This is a genomic window from Bradyrhizobium sp. LeoB3, assembly GCF_055456055.1.
In genome coordinates, this window is sequence record NZ_JBVBEF010000123.1 from 1 (window position 1) to 19,213 (window position 19,213).

19 protein-coding genes are annotated in these 19,213 nt (G+C 63.2%); 4 read left to right on the forward strand and 15 right to left on the reverse strand.

The genetic code is table 11. From position 1 onward, the window contains the following. From ACZXDY_RS40035 to ACZXDY_RS40045, 3 genes are all read left to right on the forward strand, one after another. Window positions 1-521, forward strand: a 521-nt coding sequence (locus tag ACZXDY_RS40035; protein WP_464349286.1) for an integrase core domain-containing protein, incomplete at its 5' end; no start/stop codon positions are given. A gap of 207 nt (window positions 522-728) precedes the next feature. Continuing rightward, window positions 729-1,529 (forward strand): AAA family ATPase, encoded by an 801-nt coding sequence (locus ACZXDY_RS40040; protein WP_464349287.1) that lies wholly within the window; start codon window positions 729-731, stop codon window positions 1,527-1,529. Beyond that, window positions 1,526-3,850, forward strand: coding sequence for a nitric oxide reductase activation protein NorD (locus ACZXDY_RS40045; RefSeq protein ID WP_464349288.1), 2,325 nt, complete (start codon window positions 1,526-1,528; stop codon window positions 3,848-3,850). The genes ACZXDY_RS40040 and ACZXDY_RS40045 overlap by 4 nt, the downstream gene beginning before the upstream one ends. A 2-nt stretch (window positions 3,851-3,852) precedes the next feature. On the opposite strand, the gene ACZXDY_RS40050 is transcribed toward ACZXDY_RS40045, so the two are convergent. From ACZXDY_RS40050 to ACZXDY_RS40120, 15 genes are all read right to left on the reverse strand, one after another. Continuing rightward, window positions 3,853-4,701 carry an urease accessory protein UreD gene (locus ACZXDY_RS40050; protein ID WP_464349289.1) on the reverse strand — a complete coding sequence of 283 codons (849 nt, stop codon included), beginning with the start codon at window positions 4,699-4,701 and terminating at the stop codon, window positions 3,853-3,855. After that, window positions 4,667-5,323: an urease accessory protein UreG gene (gene ureG, locus ACZXDY_RS40055; RefSeq protein WP_464349290.1), complete on the reverse strand. Its 657-nt coding sequence runs from the start codon at window positions 5,321-5,323 to the stop codon at window positions 4,667-4,669. Before ureG ends, ACZXDY_RS40050 begins: the two co-directional genes overlap by 35 nt. 4 nt (window positions 5,324-5,327) lie before the next feature. Beyond that, window positions 5,328-7,037, reverse strand: a complete 1,710-nt coding sequence (ureC, locus tag ACZXDY_RS40060; RefSeq protein ID WP_464349291.1) for an urease subunit alpha — start codon at window positions 7,035-7,037, stop codon at window positions 5,328-5,330. 3 nt (window positions 7,038-7,040) lie between these two features. Then, the gene (locus tag ACZXDY_RS40065) at window positions 7,041-7,736 is read right to left on the reverse strand and encodes an urease subunit gamma (protein ID WP_464349292.1); all 696 of its coding nucleotides are present in this window, start codon (window positions 7,734-7,736) and stop codon (window positions 7,041-7,043) included. Window positions 7,737-7,748: 12 nt separating this feature from the next. Further along, window positions 7,749-8,420 (reverse strand): urease accessory protein UreF, encoded by a 672-nt coding sequence (locus tag ACZXDY_RS40070; RefSeq protein ID WP_464349293.1) that lies wholly within the window; start codon window positions 8,418-8,420, stop codon window positions 7,749-7,751. A 3-nt stretch (window positions 8,421-8,423) separates the two neighbouring features. Then, entirely contained in the window at window positions 8,424-8,954 is a 531-nt protein-coding gene (ureE, locus tag ACZXDY_RS40075; protein WP_028165341.1) for an urease accessory protein UreE, read from the reverse strand. Window positions 8,955-9,178: 224 nt separating this feature from the next. Continuing rightward, window positions 9,179-10,198 (reverse strand): alpha/beta fold hydrolase, encoded by a 1,020-nt coding sequence (locus ACZXDY_RS40080; protein ID WP_464349294.1) that lies wholly within the window; start codon window positions 10,196-10,198, stop codon window positions 9,179-9,181. Between the two features lie 77 nt (window positions 10,199-10,275). Then, on the reverse strand, window positions 10,276-11,313 hold the full coding sequence (locus ACZXDY_RS40085; RefSeq protein WP_464349295.1) for an aliphatic amidase: 1,038 nt from the start codon (window positions 11,311-11,313) through the stop codon (window positions 10,276-10,278). A 74-nt stretch (window positions 11,314-11,387) separates the two neighbouring features. Beyond that, entirely contained in the window at window positions 11,388-12,083 is a 696-nt protein-coding gene (urtE, locus tag ACZXDY_RS40090) for an urea ABC transporter ATP-binding subunit UrtE (protein ID WP_464349296.1), read from the reverse strand. Then, complete coding sequence (gene urtD / locus ACZXDY_RS40095) at window positions 12,083-12,832, reverse strand: urea ABC transporter ATP-binding protein UrtD (protein ID WP_464349297.1); 750 nt, start codon at window positions 12,830-12,832, stop codon at window positions 12,083-12,085. Before urtD ends, urtE begins: the two co-directional genes overlap by 1 nt. Before the next feature lie 3 nt (window positions 12,833-12,835). Next, window positions 12,836-13,984 (reverse strand): urea ABC transporter permease subunit UrtC, encoded by a 1,149-nt coding sequence (gene urtC, locus ACZXDY_RS40100; protein WP_028165346.1) that lies wholly within the window; start codon window positions 13,982-13,984, stop codon window positions 12,836-12,838. Window positions 13,985-13,986: 2 nt separating this feature from the next. Then, entirely contained in the window at window positions 13,987-14,880 is an 894-nt protein-coding gene (gene urtB / locus ACZXDY_RS40105; protein WP_028165347.1) for an urea ABC transporter permease subunit UrtB, read from the reverse strand. Window positions 14,881-14,938: 58 nt separating this feature from the next. Further along, window positions 14,939-16,195 (reverse strand): ABC transporter substrate-binding protein, encoded by a 1,257-nt coding sequence (locus ACZXDY_RS40110; protein WP_464349298.1) that lies wholly within the window; start codon window positions 16,193-16,195, stop codon window positions 14,939-14,941. Window positions 16,196-16,449: 254 nt separating this feature from the next. Further along, window positions 16,450-17,058 carry an ANTAR domain-containing response regulator gene (locus ACZXDY_RS40115; RefSeq protein ID WP_456645595.1) on the reverse strand — a complete coding sequence of 203 codons (609 nt, stop codon included), beginning with the start codon at window positions 17,056-17,058 and terminating at the stop codon, window positions 16,450-16,452. A gap of 24 nt (window positions 17,059-17,082) precedes the next feature. Further along, window positions 17,083-18,237 (reverse strand): transporter substrate-binding domain-containing protein, encoded by a 1,155-nt coding sequence (locus tag ACZXDY_RS40120; RefSeq protein WP_464349299.1) that lies wholly within the window; start codon window positions 18,235-18,237, stop codon window positions 17,083-17,085. 722 nt (window positions 18,238-18,959) lie between these two features. Here ACZXDY_RS40120 and ACZXDY_RS40125 point away from each other — a divergent pair. Then, entirely contained in the window at window positions 18,960-19,121 is a 162-nt protein-coding gene (locus ACZXDY_RS40125; protein ID WP_464349300.1) for a hypothetical protein, read from the forward strand. Window positions 19,122-19,213 lie beyond the last annotated feature (92 nt).

The window sequence follows — 19,213 nt, forward strand, 5'->3', positions numbered from 1 at the left end:
TTGCCGCCATGGACTTGTTCGTCGTTCCAACGATCGGTTTCGAGCTGCTCTATGCTCTCGTCATCGTCCGGCTCGATCGCAGAGCCCTCGCTTGGATCAACGTCACAGCACATCCGACGGCCGAATGGGTTGCACGTCAAATCACGGAGGCATTTCCCTGGGATGAGGCTCCGCGCTACCTCATCCGGGATCACGACCGGATCTATGGCAGCGTCGTCACGCGCCGAATGCGCGCCATAGGCATCCGCGACAAGCCTACTGCACCGGCCTCGCCGTGGCAGAATGGAGTTGCCGAACGGTTGATCGGATCGATCCGCCGCGAGTGCTTAGATCACATCCTCGTCTTTGGGGAAACGCAGCTACGACGGATTTTGCGATCCTACGCACGCTATTACAACGACATCCGACCGCACCGGCCGTTGGACAAAGACGCGCCGGTTGCCCGCCCGGTCCAGCGGATCGGAAGCATTAAATCACACGCCATCCTTGGCGGACTTCACCACCACTACGCCCGAGCTTAGGTTTTCGGTACAGACAGGCCGATACGTCTAAATCCGCTTGTCTTGTCCGGCCTTTCAGGCTGTAATTAAATCGAGGTGATATTCGCCTGTTCGCACGCTTCGATGCTGCAGCGTGTTCCGGGGCAACGACTGCCAATCCCATTCACGAAGGGACGATGGCGCTCGGCCTTGCGGCATCACTCCTTCGTCACGCGCGGAGGATGTTTCATGAATCTCGACGCCTACCGGATCGCCGACGAACCCTACTACCAGCCGCTCGGCCATGAGATCGTGACTTTTCAGACGGCCTATGCCGAGCGCCTGCCGGTGATGCTGAAGGGGCCAACCGGTTGCGGCAAGACCCGCTTCGTCGAGCACATGGCCTGGCGGCTCGGCAAGCCACTGATCACGGTCGCGGCGCATGAGGACATGACCGCCACCGACCTGGCCGGACGCTACCTGCTCGAGTCGCAGGGAACCGTTTGGCACGACGGGCCGCTAACGCTCGCGGTGCGCCACGGCGCGATCTGCTATCTCGACGAGATCGTCGAGGCGCGGCAGGACACCACCGTCGTGATCCATCCGCTGACCGATGCGCGCCGCATCCTGCCGCTGGAGAAGCACAACGAGCTCGTGCCCGCCCATAGCGACTTCCAGCTCACGATCTCCTACAATCCGGGCTACCAGAGTGCAGTCAAGGACCTAAAGGAATCGACCAAGCAGCGCTTCGTCGCGATCGATTTCTTCTATCCGCCGCCGGCCACCGAGGCTGCCATCATCGTCCGCGAGAGCGGCACCGATGACGAGCTTGCCGGCATCCTGGTCGCGATAGCACAGCGCTCGCGCAATCTGCAGGGCCACGGCCTCGACGAAGGCGCCTCGACTCGCATGCTGATCCACGCCGGGCGGATGGTGCGCGCAGGGTTGCCGCTGGACGTTGCCGTGCAATCCTCCATCGTGCTGCCGATCACAGACAATCCCGACATCCGCGCAGCGCTCAGTGACGCGATCCAGGCCTGTTTGCCGTGAACGCAGCCAAACAGGCAACGCTGCATCTGGTGCCTCCTGACGAGGAGGACAGCGCGACGCGCCGGATCCATCGTTTGATGCTCCAGCGCGAGACGCTGCGGCCGATGTTCCTGGTCGCCTGGGACGATCTCTCGCATCGTTTCGATGTGAACGAACTTGAAGCCTGGGCCGGCGCCGTGCTGACGCTCGCGCATGTCAATGCCGGCCCGGCCTGCCTGATCGCCTATTGGGAGGCAAGCAAGAGCGGCGGCGCTGCGGACAGGCAGGAGATCGCACCACTCTTGGTGGCAGGCCAGATGGCCGCCGACATCTGCCGAAACGCCGGCGCGCGGGCTGCGACCGCTGCGCTGCAGGCGCTGCCGGTTGCCACGCGTGTGTTCGGCAGCGGTCCGGCCCTCGCGAGGTGGTGGCGGACGATGGAACTGCTGGCGCGGCAGGCGCCGGAATCGGTTGCGCCGGCCGCTGACAACATCGCCGCAATTCTCGGCCCCGGCACGATCGACGCCTTCGAGAATTTCGTCGCGACCGGATTGAAATTCGCTTCCGGCAACAGGGTAAGACGGCTGGCGTTCTTCCGCCTCGAGAACGATCTCGCACGCCGCATGATCGCGCGCGATCTCGGCAGCGTGACGTTCCTCGAAACCGAGATCGAACTGAAGGCCTTCGTCACCGCGCTCTGGGGCAAGCCGCCTTTGCTGCGCAGCTTTGCCGCCGACAACAGCCAGGCGCCGCAGCGGCGCACCTCGATTGCTGGGCCGCTGATCCGCCTGCCCGAAACCTTTCGCGGCGTACAGGGCGATGCTGCGCGGGCGCTGTTCCGGGCCGCGGCGGCGCATGCACAGGCGCATCTCGTGCTGGGCAACGGGCTGTTTCCGGTCGGCACGCTGAAGCCCCTGCAGATAGCGCTCGTCAATCTGATCGAGGACGCCCGTATCGAGACGCTGGCGCTGCGACAGCTACCGGGTCTGCGGCGGCTGTGGGCGCCCTACCATGTGGCCACGCCGTCCGGCGTCGTCGCGGCTCCGACCTTGATGGCGCGGCTGGCGCGCGCGCTGTTCGATCCCGCCTATGTCGATCACGACAGCTTTGTCGCCAAGGGCCGCGCGATGTTTCAGGCGGCCTTGCCTCGCATCGACGACCCCGCCATCAGCCGCGAGGTTGGCATGCTGCTGGGCAACGACCTCGGCCAGATGCGAGTACAGTTCAACGTCAAGACCTACGTCGTGGAGCCCGTCTATCGCGATGATGGATTGGGGCTATGGGACTTTGGCGAAAATGCTCCCCCTTCGGACGAAATGATGGAGCTGCCGGTCGATGCGGTGCGGATGGAGCGGCAGGAAGCGCCTAATGGCAACAGCAGCGAGCCGGACGAGCAAGGTGAAGCGCTCGGAGTTGGCCGGCCGGTAGCACCGGACGAGCGTGGCACTGTCATCGCGAAATATCCGGAATGGGACCGCGCGGATGGCATCGAGCGCCCCGAATGGACCACGGTGCGCGAGGTGGCCGCGCGCGCCGGCGATCCGCGCCTGATCGAGGCGGCGCTCGACCATGCCGACGCGCTGCGTAGCCGGATCGGACGATTGGTGCGTGGCGTGCGGATCGGCCGGACCATCCGTCTCAACCGGCAGCATGATGGCCACGACATCGACATCGATGCCGCGCTCGATGCCGGCATTGCGTTGCGGATCGGGCAGGAGCCGGATCCGCGCGTGTTCCGATCGTCGACATCGATGCATCGCGATCTCGCGGCGCTGCTCTTGATCGATGTCTCCGAGTCGACCCGCGACCGGCTCGCCACCGGCGCGACCATTCTCGAAGTCGAGCGCTTGGCGGTCGCGGTTCTGGCGGAAGCGATGGGAAGGCTCGGCGATCCCTTCGGTCTTCTGGCATTCGCGTCAGACGGACGCGAAGATGTCAGGATGACCATGATAAAGTCCTTCGAGGAGCCGTACGACCGGAGCTGCATCGCGCGGCTCGCCGGGCTGAGATCGGGGCTGTCGACGCGGCTTGGCACCGCGCTACGCCATGCGGGGAAGGTGATCGCAAAGGCCAATTCCGGCCGCAAGCTCTTGATCGTGCTGACCGACGGCGAGCCGTCCGACATCGACGTGTCCGATCCGCTCGATCTGGTCGAGGATGCGAGGCGTGCCACCTTCGGCTTGAAGAATGTCGGCGTCGATGCTTACGGCGTGGTGCTCGGCAAGGTCGGCATCCAAGCTGCGTCGCGCATCTTCGGTCGCGGCAACACGATGATGGTGCACCGGATCGAGGATTTGCCGGGGCGACTGTCTGAACTCTACTTCCGTCTGGCGCGCCGCTGAGCTTACTTGCGACGACGTGCGAGATCGGAACCAAGCGCCGCGCGTCCGGCGACATGGAATGCCGCTTCGAGCCCGCGCGCGAGCGTGCCGCCGTCCGGCGCCAATATCCGCATCACGAGCCCGGCGTGGTTCGGCGCGGGCGACGCACCCGATAGACAGCCGCAGCTTTCGACGATTTTGCTGAACGATCCGAGATCTGGCACTTTTTCCGGCGGGGCGATCAGAACGACGGTCGCGACGGCCGCCATATCACCGAGCGCGCCGTCGCGCATCTCGTCACCGCGGATCGATCCACGATCGAACAGCAGGACATTGCCGTCGGGACGCAGGATGCGCTGCCGGCTCGAAAACGATGCGAACGGCCGTCCCGCCTGACGCGGGTCGTGCATGGCGAATCCGTCGGCCAGGAACAGCACCGCACCCTCAGCCACGGTCGCGATCGTGTCGAGACACAGATCGGCACCGGGAAACATCACATAGGGATCGCTCGCGATCGCGCAGAACGCACCCGGACCGACCGTGACGGATTGCTGCTGCAGCGCGCCGGACTGGCGTCCGTGGTGCACGACCGTGGAGGCCTGCGTCGTCAGGTGAAATGCGGCATTCGCGGCGATGGCCACATCGAGCTTGAGACGGTCGCAGGCATACAGGCCGCCGGCGGCCGACTGCAAATAAAGCGTGAGCAAGTCGGCTCGCGTGGCGTCGAGATAGAAGCCGCGGGTGACGTGAAAGGGGTAGCCGACATGCTGGCGCCGCAGCACGGTTCGACCGCCGGCAACGTCCGCGGCGAGACGCGCTTCGGCGCGCCGGCCGGCGTCAAACGCGGAACAGGACAGCGGCAGAGATCGCATCGGCAACCGCCTCGACGCCGGCACCGGAGCGCGCGTTGGTCGCAAGCACCGGCCGGCCTCCCCTCACGCTGACAGCCTCGGCAAGCATCGGCTCGAGCGCAACGCCGACATGCGGCGCGAGATCGATCTTGTTGACGACAAGGAGGTCGCAGCGGAGCAGGCCCGGCCCCTTCTTGCGCGGAATGTCGTCGCCGCCCGCGACGTCGATCACGAACATCCACCAGTCGACCAGGTCGAGCGAGAAGGTCGAGGCGAGATTGTCGCCACCGGATTCGAACAGGATCAGCTCAAGCCCGGGAAACCGCGCTTCGAGATCGTCGCCGGCGGCGATGTTGAGCGTCGGGTCCTCGCGGATCACCGTATGCGGGCAGGCGCCGGCCTCGACCGCGGAGACACGCGCCGGATCGATCAGCCCGGAACGGCGCAACCGCTCGGCATCCTCCTTGGTTACGAGATCGTTGGTCACTACAGCGAAATCGATACCGCGACGCTGCAGGACCGGAATCAACGCCTCGATCAACGCGGTCTTGCCGCAGCCGACGGGACCGCCGATCCCGACACGTGCCGCGGCGGGACTGGCATGGGTCGCCGCGCGCTCAATGGGATGCAGCTTGTCGAGCATTGCATCACCTCAGCATATAGCGCCGCGCCAGCGGCAGTTCGCGCGCCGGCTCGCAGGTTGCAAGCGCGCCATCGACAAAGACGTCGAACGTTTCAGGATCCACGCTGATCTTCGGGCAACGGTCGTTCCAGAGCATGTCGCGCTTTGAGAGTTTTCGCGTGCCCTTTACCGGCAGCAGCGTCTTCGACAGGCCGAGAGCGCCGGCGAGATCGCGCTCCAGCGCCAATGGATGCACGAAGCAGGCCGAGAGCGCCGCGGGCGCGCGGCCGAACGCGCCCCATTGCGGGCGCATGAGCATCGGCTCGCAGGTCATCAGCGAGGCCGCGCTGTCGCCCATCGCGCCCCAGGCGATGAAGCCGCCCTTGATGACCAGCTCCGGCTTGATGCCGAAGAACGCCGGCCGCCAGACCACGATGTCTGCAAGCTTTCCGTCTTCCAGCGAGCCGACATGGTCGGCAATGCCAAAGGTCCGCGCGGCGTTGATGGTGTACTTCGCCACATAACGGCGGATGCGCGCATTGTCGCCAAAACCTTCGCGATCTTCCGGCAGCGCGCCGCGCTGATCCTTCATCTTCGAGGCGAGCTGCCAGGTGCGGCAGATCACCTCGTGGATGCGGCCCATGCCCTGGCTGTCGGAGCCGAGCATCGAGATCGCGCCGATGTCGTGCAGCACGTCCTCGGCCGCAATAGTCTGCGCACGAATGCGACTTTCCGCGAACGCCACATCCTCCGGGATCGCCGGATTGAGGTGGTGGCAGACCATGGTCATGTCGAGATGTTCGTCGAAGGTGTTGACCGTGAACGGATTGGTGGGGTTGGTCGACGACGGCAGGCAGTGCATCTCGCCGGCGACGCGGATGATATCGGGCGCGTGGCCGCCGCCTGCGCCTTCGGTGTGGTACATGTGAATGGTGCGGCCGCCGATCGCCTCCAGCGTGTTCTCGACAAAGCCGGATTCGTTCAGCGTATCGGTATGGATCTGGACCTGGAAATCGTAGTCGTCGGCGACGCGAAGGCAGGTGTCGATCGCGGCCGGCATCGAGCCCCAGTCCTCGTGCAGCTTCAATCCCATCACGCCGGTCTCGAGCTGCTCGACCATCGGCGGCGCGCGATGGGAATTGCCGCGGCCGAGGAAGCCGAAATTCATCGGCCAGGCTTCGGCGGCCTGCAGCATCTTGCCGGTATTGAAGGGGCCGCCGGAATCGATGCCGACCGTGATCGGCCCGAGCGAGCCGCCGACCATGGTGGTAATGCCGCTGGCGAGCGCATGCTCGACAAGGCCGGCGCTGTCGAAATGAACGTGGACGTCGATCGCGCCGGGCGTTGCGATCAGGCCCTCGCAATCGCGCACGGTGGTGCCGGTCGAGACGATCAGCCGCGGATCGACGCCGTCCATGATCGCGGGGTTGCCTGCCTTGCCGATGCCGACGATGCGGCCATTCCTGATGCCGAGATCGCCCTTGATGACGCCGATAACGGGATCGATCACCACGACATTGCAGAGCAGGAAGTCGAGCGCACCTTCGCGCGAGGTGATGCCAGACATGCCGATGCCGTCGCGCAGGGTCTTGCCGCCGCCGTGCAGGCATTCGTCGCCATAGACGGCGTAATCCTTCTCAACCACGGCCACCAGCGACGTGTCGCCGAGGCGGACGGAGTCGCCGGTGGTGGGGCCGTAAAGCGCTGCGTAGTCGCGCCGGTCGATCATCGCCACAGCTTATGCTCCCCTGAAATCGCGTGCTTTGGCTCGCGCCAGCGCCGCGTCGCGCACGGCCGGATCGGTGCCGACTCCATCGGTGAGATTGTTGAGCCCGGTCAGTTCGGCCCGCCCACCGAATTCGACCAGCGATAATTCCTTGGACGCGCCGGGCTCGAAGCGCACGGCGGTGCCGGCGGGAATGTCCAGCCGCATATTGAACGCGCTCGCGCGGTCGAATTCGAGCGCCTTGTTGACCTCGAAGAAATGGAAATGCGAGCCGATCTGGATCGGGCGGTCGCCGGTGTTGACCGCGGTCAGCTTCACTTTGCGCCGGCCGGCATTGAGTTCGAGCTGGCCGTTGCGTGCGGTGATCGCGCCGGGATGCTCGGTGTCGGCGGCAGCGCCCGGCGGCGGGCGGATCGGCTCATGCACCGTGACGAGCTTGGTGCCATCTGCAAACACGCATTCGACCTGGATGATATGCATCATCGCGGCAATGCCGGGCAGCACGTCATCCGTGGAGAGGATCGTGGAGCCATGACCGATGAGGTCTGCGACCGAACGGCCGTCACGCGCGCCTTCCAAAATCTCGTCGGTGATGATCGCGACCGCTTCGGGATAGTTCAGCTTCAATCCCCTATTACGGCGGCGGCGCGCCAGTTCGGCAGCGTTGAAGATGGTCAACCGTTCCAGCTCCGTAGGCGTCAGCAGCATGCCTTCTCACTTTCAATTGGCAAACAGCCGCAGATCGGCCTGCGCGTGGCGCGCCGCGGCGATGTCGAGGAAGGGCGCAAAGCTTTCGAACTCAGCATCGGGCAATGTCTCGTTCATCGTGAGCTGCTCGATCAGCGGCAGGCAATCGGCGAGCACCTCCTGCCCTTGCAGCGCGCCGACCGGCCCTAACCGGATCGCAGCGGTGATCAGGCCCGAAGCGACGGTGTAGCCCGAGGTCAATTGCGCCAGGTATTCGTCGAGCCCCACCGAGCACCAGACCGCGCCCTGCATCACCGCGATATGGCCCAGGCATTCGCCGGACCGCACTGCGTCGCGCAGGATCGCCGCTAGATCGTTGCCGATCCGCGCATGTGAGGCCAGAAACGACGCGCCATTGCGGCGCGAACCCGCGCGCAGGCTCTCGACCAGCGTCGAGGCTTCCACCTCGCGATCGACAGCAGCGATGACGGCGAGATCGCCGTTGCAGCGGAAAGCGCGCAGCAACGCGACCCGGTCATAGCTGGCCCAGCGATGTTTCAACGCCGCCGACACCAACCGCTTCAACTCGCGCGCGTCTAGGCCATCGCGCAGCGCGATGAGGCCCTCGATCCCATAGGAGAAGGCGAAGGAGCCGCTGGGAAACGCCCCGTCTGCCTGCCATAGCGCGCGCAAGGTCGACAGCATCGCTTAGTGGCTCTGGTCGTGCTGGTGGACGTGATGTCCATCATGATCGTCCTCGGCCGCCGCATGATCTGGCACGTCCTCTTCCTCGTCGAGCACGCTGATGCCGACGCGGCGCGAGGCGACCATGTCCTCCAGCCTTGCGATGTAATCCTCGGGCCGTCCCTCCAGCGCCACGAACAGAACTTCGCCGCCGAAGCGGACACGCCAGTGCAGGTTTCCGACGTGATAGCCCAGTTCGATCGCATCCGCGATCGAGCGCGGTTCGAGCTTCAGCCAGCGTTCGGTCGCCGCGCGCACGACGATCGCGCTGTCGCTCTCCAGCACGAGTACTGCGCCGTCGAACAGTTTCTGGTGACGCGGCAGCGCGATCGCCAGTTCGACGCCGCCACGGGTGGTGATTAGCAACCGCCGCCGCGCCAGGTCGGCAACAGGCACGTTTACAATATCGACCGCGCCGCGGTGCTCGAGCCGATGCAGCTCCTCGGACAATTCCGGCTCCAGCCGGCTACCGAGCACACGTTCGATGCGCAGCATCGCAGTCTCCTTCCCACATCTTCACCTCTCCCGCTTGCGGGAGAGGTCGGCGTACCCGGATCGGCGCTTTTGCGCCGTCCGAGCACAGGCTCCGCGCCGGGTGAGGGCGCTCTCCCCACGGAAAGTCCTGTCGCGGAGGCACCCTCGCCCCATCCCTCTCCCGCAAGCGGGAGAGGGGTGCAGCCTCGGATAGAGTTTGACCTGATGTCATCATGCTCCGGCCGTCATTTGGCGAGCAGTTCCTTCAGCTTGACGTCGATGAAGTCGACGTCAACCGGGTTGGTGCCGGGGCCGCCAGCGAAATGGCCCCAGATCGAGGGCACCGGAACGAATTCGGCGTTCGGCATATGCTCGACTTCGAACCTGCTGTCTTCGGGTGGAAAATAGAGGTCGGTCTGACCGGGCATGACGTAGGCCCTGGCCTTGATCGCGCCGAGCGCCGCCTTGAAATCGCCCTTATAGATCTCGTTGTCGCTGATATCGCCGTTCTGCCAGGTCCAAAGCATGGTCAGGAGATTGTTCGGGTCCTTGGGCAGGAAGAAACCTTCCCAGAACGCGACCAGGAAGTCCTCCAGCGAGGAGTAGCCCAACGTATCGAGATCAAGCTTCTCGCGATAGAACGCCTGCGAGAATCCCCAGCCGGCATAGACGCGCGCGGCGGCGCGCAAGCCGCGGGCCGGCTTCTCGGTGTACCAGCCTTCTTTCCAGGCCGCATCCGCCGTCAGCGCCGCCTTCACGCCTTCGAGGAAGACGAAATTATGCCGCGAGCACTTGGCCGAACCGCAGAATGGCGCGATCAGGTCCATCATGTCCGGATAGAGCGCGCCCCAGTGGAAGGTCTGCAGCGCGCCCATCGACCAGCCGGTCACAAGGCGAATGTGTGTGATGCCGAATTTCTCGGTCACCAGGCGGTGCTGGACGCGCACATTGTCGTAGGCCGTCACATGGGGAAAGCGCGGGCCGTTATACGGCTCGGGCGTGTTGCTCGGCGAAGACGACAGCCCGTTGCCGAGCATGTTCGGGATGATGATGAAGTATTTGTTCGGGTCGAGCGCGCGGCCCTCCCCGATCAGCCATTCATTGTCGTAGTGCTGGCCGGAATACCAGGTCGGATAGACGATGACGTTATCCTTCGCCGCGTTCAGCGTGCCGAGGGTCTTGTAGGCCAGCTTGCAGCCACGCAGGGTGGCGCCGCGTTGCAGCCTGACGTCGCCAAGGTCGTAGATTTCGTAATCGAGAGTCATGACGGCGCATCCTCTCTTGCTTCATGGTTTCGCGTGCGCCGGCCGACTGTCCGGCCGGCGCCGCATTATAGGCCTGTTCAGCGATGCGCGACCTTCTTGGCCGGGATCCCCTCGATCGGGCATTCCTCGGTTCCGACAGTCGAGCGGGTGAAAGATTCGACCATCTCGCGCGTTCCTTCTGGGTCGGCGATCCACTTCGAATAAAAGTCGTAGGGGCAGGTCGCGACGCCGCGATCGCCATCGCCGGAATTGATCATGCCGGTGTAGCCACGGTGGACCAGCTTGAAGAGGTGGTTCTGCGACTGGCCGTTCTTGCGCGCGTCGCGGATCAGCGACTTCGAGAGCTGGGCGTATTGCACTCCGAAATCCTCCTCGCCGCATTCGCCGAGCGTGCGGCCGTCGAAGCCGATGATCGCTGAATGGCCGAAATATGAGTAGACGCCGTCGAAGCCGGCGGCGTTGGCAACCGCGACATAGACATTGTTGGCCCAGGCCATCGCCTTGGCCATGATGACCTGCTGGTCCTTGGCCGGATACATGTAGCCTTGGCAGCGCACGATCAGCTCGGCGCCCTTCATGGCGCAATCGCGCCAGATTTCGGGATAGTTTCCGTCGTCGCAGATGATCAGCGAGACCTTCATGCCCTTCGGCCCTTCGGAGACGTAGGTGCAGTTGCCGGGATACCAGCCTTCGATCGGCACCCAGGGCATGATCTTGCGATATTTCTGTACGATCTCGCCCTTGTCGTTCATCAGGATCAGCGTGTTGTAGGGCGCCTTCTTCGGATGCTCCTCGTGCCGCTCGCCGGTGAGCGAGAACACGCCCCAGACCTTCGCCTTGCGACAGGCTTCGGCAAAGATCTCTGTCTCCTCACCCGGCACGACAGACGCCGTCTCGTACATCTCCTTGGAGTCGTACATGATGCCATGGGTGGAATATTCCGGGAAGATCACCAGATCCATGCCAGGCAGACCGGTCTTCATGCCGACGATCATGTCGGCGATCTTGCGAGCGTTGGCGAGCACCTCCGCCTTGGTGTGAAGCCGCGGCATCTTGTAGTTCACGACGGCGACGCCCACCGTGTCGTTGCTGGAAGTAATATCACCGTGCAACATATCGCTCTCCTTGCGGTTTTCTGGTCACTGGTTCTGGTTCTCACGCACCGTTGCCTGCCACCGCGACGCTCCGTTCACACTGCCATGTGGCGGTGAACCAGCGCGTCGCTGAGTTCGCCGATCTTGCCCGATGCCACCACGCGCCCCTTCTCCATCATGGCGAAGCATTGCGCGGCGCGGCGGACGAACGATACGTTTTGCTCGACCAGGATGACGGTGAGTCCGACGTCCCGGTTAAGGCGGATGATGACGTTCTCGATCTCCTCGACGATCGACGGCTGGATGCCTTCGTTGGGCTCGTCCAACAGGATGATCTTCGGATCGGCGGCGAGCGCCCGCGCGATCGCGAGCTGTTGCTGCTGGCCGCCGGACAGCACGCCGCCATTGCGGTCGAGATTGTCGATCAGATACGGGAACAGCTCGGCTACGAGCGGCGGGATCTCCCGCTTGCCGTCGCTCCGCGCAAACGAGCCCATCAGGATGTTCTCACGGATCGAGAAATCCGGGATGATCTCGCGGCCCTGGGGAACATAGGCGATGCCTGCCCGCGCGCGCTGAAACGTCGGCTTCGCGCCAAGATCATCGCCATCGAGGCTGATCTCGCCACCCATCCGGTCAGTGAGGCCCATCAGCGTCTTCAACAGCGTGGTCTTGCCGGTGCCGTTGCGGCCCATCACGGCGGTCACCTCGCCGTCGGGTACGTCCAGGCAGACATCATGCAGGATATGGCTGCGGTCATAGAAGCTGTCGACATGGGCAAAGGCGAGCATCACGAAATCCCCTTCGATCCCAGATAGGCTTCGCGCACCTTCGGATTGTTCTCGATCTGCTCGACATTTCCTTCCGCCAGCACCTGGCCGAGATGCAGCACAGTGATACGCTCGGCGATCTCGCGCACAAAGGCCATGTCGTGCTCGACCACGATGATGGTGTGGCGGCCCTTGAGGTTGTTGACGATCTCCGAGGTCTTGTGGGTCTCGGCCTGCGTCATGCCGGCGGTCGGCTCGTCCAGCAGGATGATCTTGGGGTTCTGCGTGATCAGGAGGCCGAGCTCGAGCCATTGGGTCTGGCCGTGGCTGAGATAGGCGGCAATACGGTCCTGTTCCTCGGTGAGACCGATCAGCTCCAGCACCTCATCCACATTGCGTTCCGCATCAGTGCCGAAGCCGAAGCGCAGATTGGCGAACACGCCGGGCTTCTTGCAGCTCGCCACTTCGAGATTGCGACGAACTGTGAGTTCCTTGAACACACTCGGGATCTGGAATTTGCGCCCGATGCCGGCGCGCGCGATCTTGTGCTCTTCCCAGTTGGTAATGTCGGTATCGTGCAGATAGACGCGGCCATCGGTCGACTTGGTCTTGCCGGAGATCAAATCCATCAGCGTGGTCTTACCGGCGCCGTTGGCGCCCAGCAGCACGCGCAACTCGCCGTCATCGACGGTCATGGTCACGCCGTTGACGGCCTTGAAGCCTTCGAAATCCACGCTCAAGCCGTCGATGGTGAGTGCCGATCGCGCCATCGCCTACTCCGCCAATTGTGACGATGTTTCGCTCACCGGCAGCGCCTGCGGCGAAGCCGTAGGCTTGCGCGCCAGCAAGCGATCGATGAAATCATGCGCGAGCCCGGCAAGGCCGCGCGGCAGATAGAGCACCACCAGCACGAAGATCAGGCCGATGATCGCCTTCCAGGCCTCGGCAAAGCCTTCGGTCTCGCTGACAGTGGCCGAGATCGTGTTGATCAGGATCGCGCCGATGCAGGCCCCCAGGATCGAAGCGCGCCCGCCGACGGCGGCCCACACCACCATGGTGATGGAGAAGGTGAGGTCCATGAAGGTCGGGGAAGCAAACTCCGACACGATCACGTAAAGCATGCCGGCAAAACCCGCGATCGCCGCCGAGACCGCGAAGAAAAAGGTCTGGTAGGCCGGCACGTCGAAGCCGAGATAGCGCGCCCGATTCTGGTCGTCGCGCACCGCCTGCAAGATCAGGCCGGAACGCGTGTCGATCAGGAGCCGCGTGCCGACAAGGACGAGGCTGAGCGAGACCGCGACGAGGTAATAGGTCGGGACGATGTAGGGGTCGAATTCGAGGCCCGCGACATTGAACCAGCCGAGATCGGTGAGCCCGTTGAAGCCGTTGGTGACGGGCTGCGAGTCGATCACCACCAGCCGCACCAGGAGCACCAGCGCCAGCGTGATGATGGAGACGAATACGCCGGAGATGCGCTTGCGGAACACGATGGTGCCGAGGATGGTGGCGAGCAGCACCGGCAGGATCAGTCCCATGGCAACACCGAACCACTGGCTCTGGAACGGCAGCCAGAGGAACGAGGCCTTGTTGATACAGCAGAGCTCGGTCGGCGCGCCCGGCTCGGCGTTCCACAGCATGAAATCCGGCACCGGCTTGTCGGAGCCCTGCTGCAGGCTGGTCGTGCTCGCGAGCTTCAGCGACATCGCCAGCATGTAGGCGCCGGCGCCGAAGAACAGGCCCTGGCCGAGATTGAGAATGCCGGCATAGCCCCAGGACAGAGCCACGGCGACACCAAGCATGCCGTACACGAGATATTTCGCCACCCGATTCAGCCAGAACGCATCCATGACCAGCGGCAGGAGCATCACCAGCACCACGAACGCGGCATAGATCGCCCAGTCGATCTTGCGTTTCATCGGCATCGCTAGCGCCCCTTCAGGGCGAACAGCCCTTTCGGCTTGAGCACGATGATGGCGATGACGACGCCGAACACGACCGCACGCGCCAGGATGTCGTTAGTGGCTGCCGCCACCAGCCCGTTGATCTCGCCGAGGATGCCTGCCGACAACACCGAGCCGAGCAGGCTGCCGACGCCGCCCATGACAACGACAAGGAAGCCGTCGACCACCATCGACGTGCCCATATCGGGAAACACCGTCTTGAAGCCGGACATCATCACACCGGCGACGCCGGCGAGACCAGACCCGAAAGCAAAGGTCAGAGCGTTGATGCGGGTGACGTCGATGCCGCAGGCCGCGGCCATCCTCGGATTGCGGATGATGGCGCGCACCTGTGTGCCCATCGACGTCCGATAGATGATGAACCAGGTCACGAGCGCGAGGATCGCGGTCACCAGGATGATGAAGGTGCGGTAGCGGTTGATGTCGGCGCCGAGGATGGAGAACGTGCCCTGCAGGAACGGCGGCACTGCGACGTTCTGTAGGCCCGGTCCGAGGCCCTGGAGGTGGATGCCGAGAAACGACAGGCCGAATTCCAGCCGCACCGCCTGCTGGATCAGGATGGCGATGCCCCAGGTCGCAAGCAGCGTGTCGAGCAGGCGGCCGTAGAGCCGCCTCACCACCACGCGCTCGATCAAGAGCCCGAGCAGCGCGGTGACGATGAAGGCGAGCGGTATCGCGACAAAGATATTGGTGCCGAGCCAGATGCCCGAGAGCACCGTGACATAGGCGCCGACCATCACCATCTCGCCATGGGCCATGTTGATCACGCCCATCGCGCCATAGGTGATCGCAAGGCCAAGGGCGACCAGAAGCAGGATCGACCCGAGACTGAGACCGATAAAGAGAACTTCAAGCATGCCACCGCCCCACCCTCCACCGCGCGCGAGCAAGCGCGGCGGAGGCTGTATGCCTCGATCAGGTTTTCAGCTTGGCCGTGTCGAGCCCCTTGCCTGTGCAGAACAGGTTGGTCGGGGTCTCGCCATAGGCGACATAGGGCAACGGTACGACCGGCTCCTTATAGGCGTCGATGATCTTGCCCTGCCCGTCCGGGAGCCATTGCGCGATGCGCGGCGTGAGGTAGGTGTGCAGGTTCTCGGGATCGATCTTCACGTGGCCGTTCGGCGCATCGAACTCCTGTCCCTTCACCGCCTCGCGGATCGCGGTTGGCGTGATCTCAGCGGCTTTCTCGGCCGCCTGCTTCCACAGGAACACCTGAAAATAGGAAGATTCCAGCGCATGGTGCGTCACCGCCTTCGGATCCTTCACGAAGGCGCGGTAGCGCTCGACGAAGGCCTTGTTGCGATCGGTGTCGATCGCCTGGAAGTACGGGAACGAAGTGTAGCTACCGACCGCATATTCCGCGCCCATTGCCGCGATCTCGATCTCGGAAGTAACGGTGGCGCAGATCGGCAGCTTGTCGTGGGTCAAGCCCTGGTTCTTGTATTCGCGGTAGAAGGCGACCACGGAGTCGCCGACCACGTTGGACAGCACAACGTCGCAGCCCGAGCTCTTGATTTTGTTGACCATCGAGCCCCATTCGGAATGGCCGAGCTCGAGATATTCGTCGGCGATCCATTCGCCGCCGTTCTTTTCGATCAGAATCTTCGAGACCTTGGCCATTTCGCGCGGATAGATGTAGTTCGATCCGACGATGAAGAACTTCTTCTTGCCGAGCGTCTTGATGATCCAGGGGATGAAATTCGAAAGCTGCTGGTTTGGAACGGCGCCGGTATAGATGACGTTCTTGGAGCATTCGAATCCTTCGTAATAGGTCGGATAGAAGTAGAGATTGTTGCGCTTCTCGAACACCGGCAGCACCGCCTTGCGGCTCGCCGACGTGTAGGAACCGAACACGGTCGGCACCTTGTCCTGGATCACGAGCTTCGAAGCCTTTTCGTTGTAGGTCTTCGGATCGGATGCGCCGTCCTCGGCGATCGCCACGACCTTCATCCCTTTGACGCCGCCGGCGGCATTGATCTCGCTGATGGCCATCAGCGTGGCGTCATGCAGCGACTTCTCGATAATCGAAAGACCTCCGGTCAGAGAGAACAACACGCCGACCTTGACCTCGCCCGCCGCACGCACGCCGGTCTGAAAGACCCATGGCGACGTGATCACCGTGCCGCCTGCGAGCAAGCCATTCCTCAGAAACCTGCGTCTGTCGATCGCCATACCTACACTCCCCATGTGTCGAGGCACACCAAGCCGTTCGCGCCGAAGCACGTTGTTTCGAAGCCAGAAAAATCCCAGATCAGGCCGCTCCCCGAAAACGCTAACGCGTCGGCGGCGAATCTCGACCCCACAAAGCAAAAAAGCCCGACAGATCCTCGCGGATCTTTCGGGCTTACCTAGCCTGAGCTGAACCAGCAGCATCGATGGTCCAGCAAAAGTCGCGAGAAGGATTTCCTCTCGCGACGCCTCAAAAGCTAATCACCTTTCACGCGGTATTGCAACAGCTCGTTTGCGTGAATGATCGCGGCCGCCATGTCGTCCATCGACAAGCGCTTCGCCATCGCTTGTTTGCGGATCGTTTCGTATGCTTCCGCTTCGTTCAATCCCTGACCGTCCATCAGAATGACCTTCGCCTTCTGGATGCGCTGGATGCCGGCGAGCTTGCGCTCGAGTTTGCGCACGCGTTTGTCGGCCTCGCGCCGCTCGAGCCAGAGGCTGCGCGCGATCGTCAGGTTGGTGAGCAGACCGAACGGCCTGATCGGCCGCTCGATCACTGCGACCGCGCCGGCTTCGAGCACAAGCTGCAGCGTGGACGGATCCTCGTAGCTGACAACGGCGATCAGCGTCGGCCGGTGGTTTGCATCCGACTTCAACAGCTGCTGGATCTCCTCGCGTACGTCGTGCTCGATCGCGAGCAGCACGATGTCGGCACCCTCGGCCCAGCAGTCCGGCACCGGCCACTGAGTCTCGACCATGCACCCGATGCGGCGCAGATGCTCGACCAACCTCGTGCGCTCGGTGTCAGCCGGATGCACGACGTGAACCCGCAACCCGCGCAAGTCCCGAAGAATTTGGATGGCCACGTCCAGTTCTCCGTTACGGGGTGCTCATGAGTGGAGCAACGGCAGCTCGACCGACCAATCGTCGAGGCTCTGGACGACACAATAGGGATCGGGCTTCACCCGCACGCCGGGATTCCAGACCGTCTGGAAACGGCCGTGACGGTCGAGCCGGGCGATCCGCGGCCACAGGAAGGTGTGATTGTTCTCCGGATCGACCCTGACGCGGCCCTGCGGGGCATCGAATTCTGCGTCGCGCAAGTTTCCGAGCACCTGTTCGGGATCGTCGGAGCCGCATTTCGCCACCGCACGAAACGCCAGATGAAGCTGGAAATAGGCGGCCTCGGCGCAGGCGGTGACGGGAGCATCAGCACCGTACTTCTCCTTGAAGCTGGTGACGAAGCGCTTTGCCGCCGGCGAGGAAAGCGTCTCGAAGAAGGGAGCGGCGGTGATGTGGCCTTCGGCGGCTTCGGCACCCATTTCCGCAACCTCCGCTTCGCTGGTGCTCAGGCTCGCGATTGGCATGCGCGCCGGATCCAGGCCGGCCGCGCGATAGGCACGATAAAGCACGGATGTGCCGCTGCCCACCACAGTGGAGAAGATGACGTCGGGCGAAGTCTTCTTGATGCGGCTGATGACCTTGTCAAAATCTTTCGGATCCGGGCGCAGGGGCACATAGATCTCGTCCAGCACCTTGCCTTTGCTCTGCACCACGAAGTCCGCCATCACGCGGTTCGACTCATAGGGATAGATGTAGTTCGAGCCGACGAACAGAAACCTGTTGCCATAGGCGGACAGGAGGAACTTGGCGAGCTGCAGTGAATTCTGGTTCGGCGCCGCGCCGGTGTAGATGCAATGGCGCGAGTACTCGAAACCCTCATAGAGGGTCGGATAGAACAGGAGACCACGGTGCGCTTCTACCACGGGCAGAACCTGCTTGCGCGTGCTCGACATGTAGCAGCCAAACACGAGCCTGATCCGATCGACCTGAAACAACCGCTCCGCGAAAGTCCGAAATTTCTTGGGATCGGAAGCAGGATCGTACAACACGGGTTCGATCGGCCGTCCCAGAACTCCTCCTTTCCCGTTGATTTCCTCGATCGCGAGCAAGGTGGCATTCAGCTGCGTCCGCTCGATCGTCGATGTGACGCCTGTCTGCGAAAACAGCACGCCGACGCGCCATGCACCGACACTATTCTCCATCAAATCCATAGTGAGGCAAACTACTCCACGCTCTGGGCGACTCCGTTGTCCAAGGAACGCAGCTTATTACCGATTTATTCGAATTGGAAAGCGATTGATTCGGCAGAAAATGCCTATTGCACTGCTCGTGCTACCCCTTCGACTGAAGGATCATTGACGTGGTGACATCATCCAAGCTCGTCGCCGCCAAGCGACGCCCGGTTGGTCGGTACAAGACGGCCTTGAGAGCGCACTGCAGGGACCGATCTTGACCGGTCTCGTCGACGGCGCGGATCCGCCGATTGTCTTCCATCGACATAGCCAAGGCGGATGAACATGCCGTACGCAGGCGGACGCCCCACCACACGCGCATCGCACCGTTTGTCCTGCCGCTCATAACGGTCTGGGCTTCGAGTGCCGTCCGATGATAACGAAATCAATGGCGAGACAGGGACTCGTTTGGACCGCGATGGACTTTCGCCCCAAATACGCGCGTTGAAGACTCGACCGGCAAGCTGCCCTCCTTTTCCTTTCCTGTCGCATCCGATCGTACGATGAGCTCATATTCCATTTCGGCCTACCCTGAGCATGATGTTCGGGATGATCAAGGCTTCCGGCATTCGCCCGAGTAGGTAACAGAACAAGGGCGTGTACCGCGGCTGTGGCGACGTCGCAAAGCTCGCCGGCGAAGCACTGATCGAGGGGCAACCTATGCTGGTCGCCGCAACCAGGGAGACGATGAGGTGACGGTGTTCGCCATAGCCGCCATCCTTGATCGCGCGCTGCAGGAACGTGCTGTCTTCTCGGTCGGCCGCGTCGTCGGCGACACTGCGGCGCTCGCCAACGAAAGCCTCACGGCACCGCTCAATGTCGTAGTGATAGAGCGGGAGCCCGGCTCCCGATGACCAACTCGCCGCGCGAGTTATCCGCGGAAAGGCCTGGCGCGGCCGCTTTGGCCGTTGCGCACGCCCTTGCATTACTGCACGCAAGGCAGGAT

Bases quoted from the DNA above. Each gene is read 5' to 3' on its own strand.
- ACZXDY_RS40040 (WP_464349287.1), top strand. From the start codon at position 729: ATGAATCTCGACGCCTACCGGATCGCCGACGAACCCTACTACCAGCCG.
- ACZXDY_RS40050 (WP_464349289.1), bottom strand. From the start codon at position 4,701: ATGCGATCTCTGCCGCTGTCCTGTTCCGCGTTTGACGCCGGCCGGCGC.
- ureG (WP_464349290.1), bottom strand. From the start codon at position 5,323: ATGCTCGACAAGCTGCATCCCATTGAGCGCGCGGCGACCCATGCCAGT.
- ACZXDY_RS40065 (WP_464349292.1), bottom strand. From the start codon at position 7,736: ATGCTGCTGACGCCTACGGAGCTGGAACGGTTGACCATCTTCAACGCT.
- ACZXDY_RS40070 (WP_464349293.1), bottom strand. From the start codon at position 8,420: ATGCTGTCGACCTTGCGCGCGCTATGGCAGGCAGACGGGGCGTTTCCC.
- ureE (WP_028165341.1), bottom strand. From the start codon at position 8,954: ATGCTGCGCATCGAACGTGTGCTCGGTAGCCGGCTGGAGCCGGAATTG.
- ACZXDY_RS40080 (WP_464349294.1), bottom strand. From the start codon at position 10,198: ATGACTCTCGATTACGAAATCTACGACCTTGGCGACGTCAGGCTGCAA.
- ACZXDY_RS40085 (WP_464349295.1), bottom strand. From the start codon at position 11,313: ATGTTGCACGGTGATATTACTTCCAGCAACGACACGGTGGGCGTCGCC.
- urtE (WP_464349296.1), bottom strand. From the start codon at position 12,083: ATGCTCGCCTTTGCCCATGTCGACAGCTTCTATGACCGCAGCCATATC.
- urtD (WP_464349297.1), bottom strand. From the start codon at position 12,832: ATGGCGCGATCGGCACTCACCATCGACGGCTTGAGCGTGGATTTCGAA.
- urtC (WP_028165346.1), bottom strand. From the start codon at position 13,984: ATGCCGATGAAACGCAAGATCGACTGGGCGATCTATGCCGCGTTCGTG.
- urtB (WP_028165347.1), bottom strand. From the start codon at position 14,880: ATGCTTGAAGTTCTCTTTATCGGTCTCAGTCTCGGGTCGATCCTGCTT.
- ACZXDY_RS40110 (WP_464349298.1), bottom strand. From the start codon at position 16,195: ATGGCGATCGACAGACGCAGGTTTCTGAGGAATGGCTTGCTCGCAGGC.
- ACZXDY_RS40120 (WP_464349299.1), bottom strand. From the start codon at position 18,237: ATGGAGAATAGTGTCGGTGCATGGCGCGTCGGCGTGCTGTTTTCGCAG.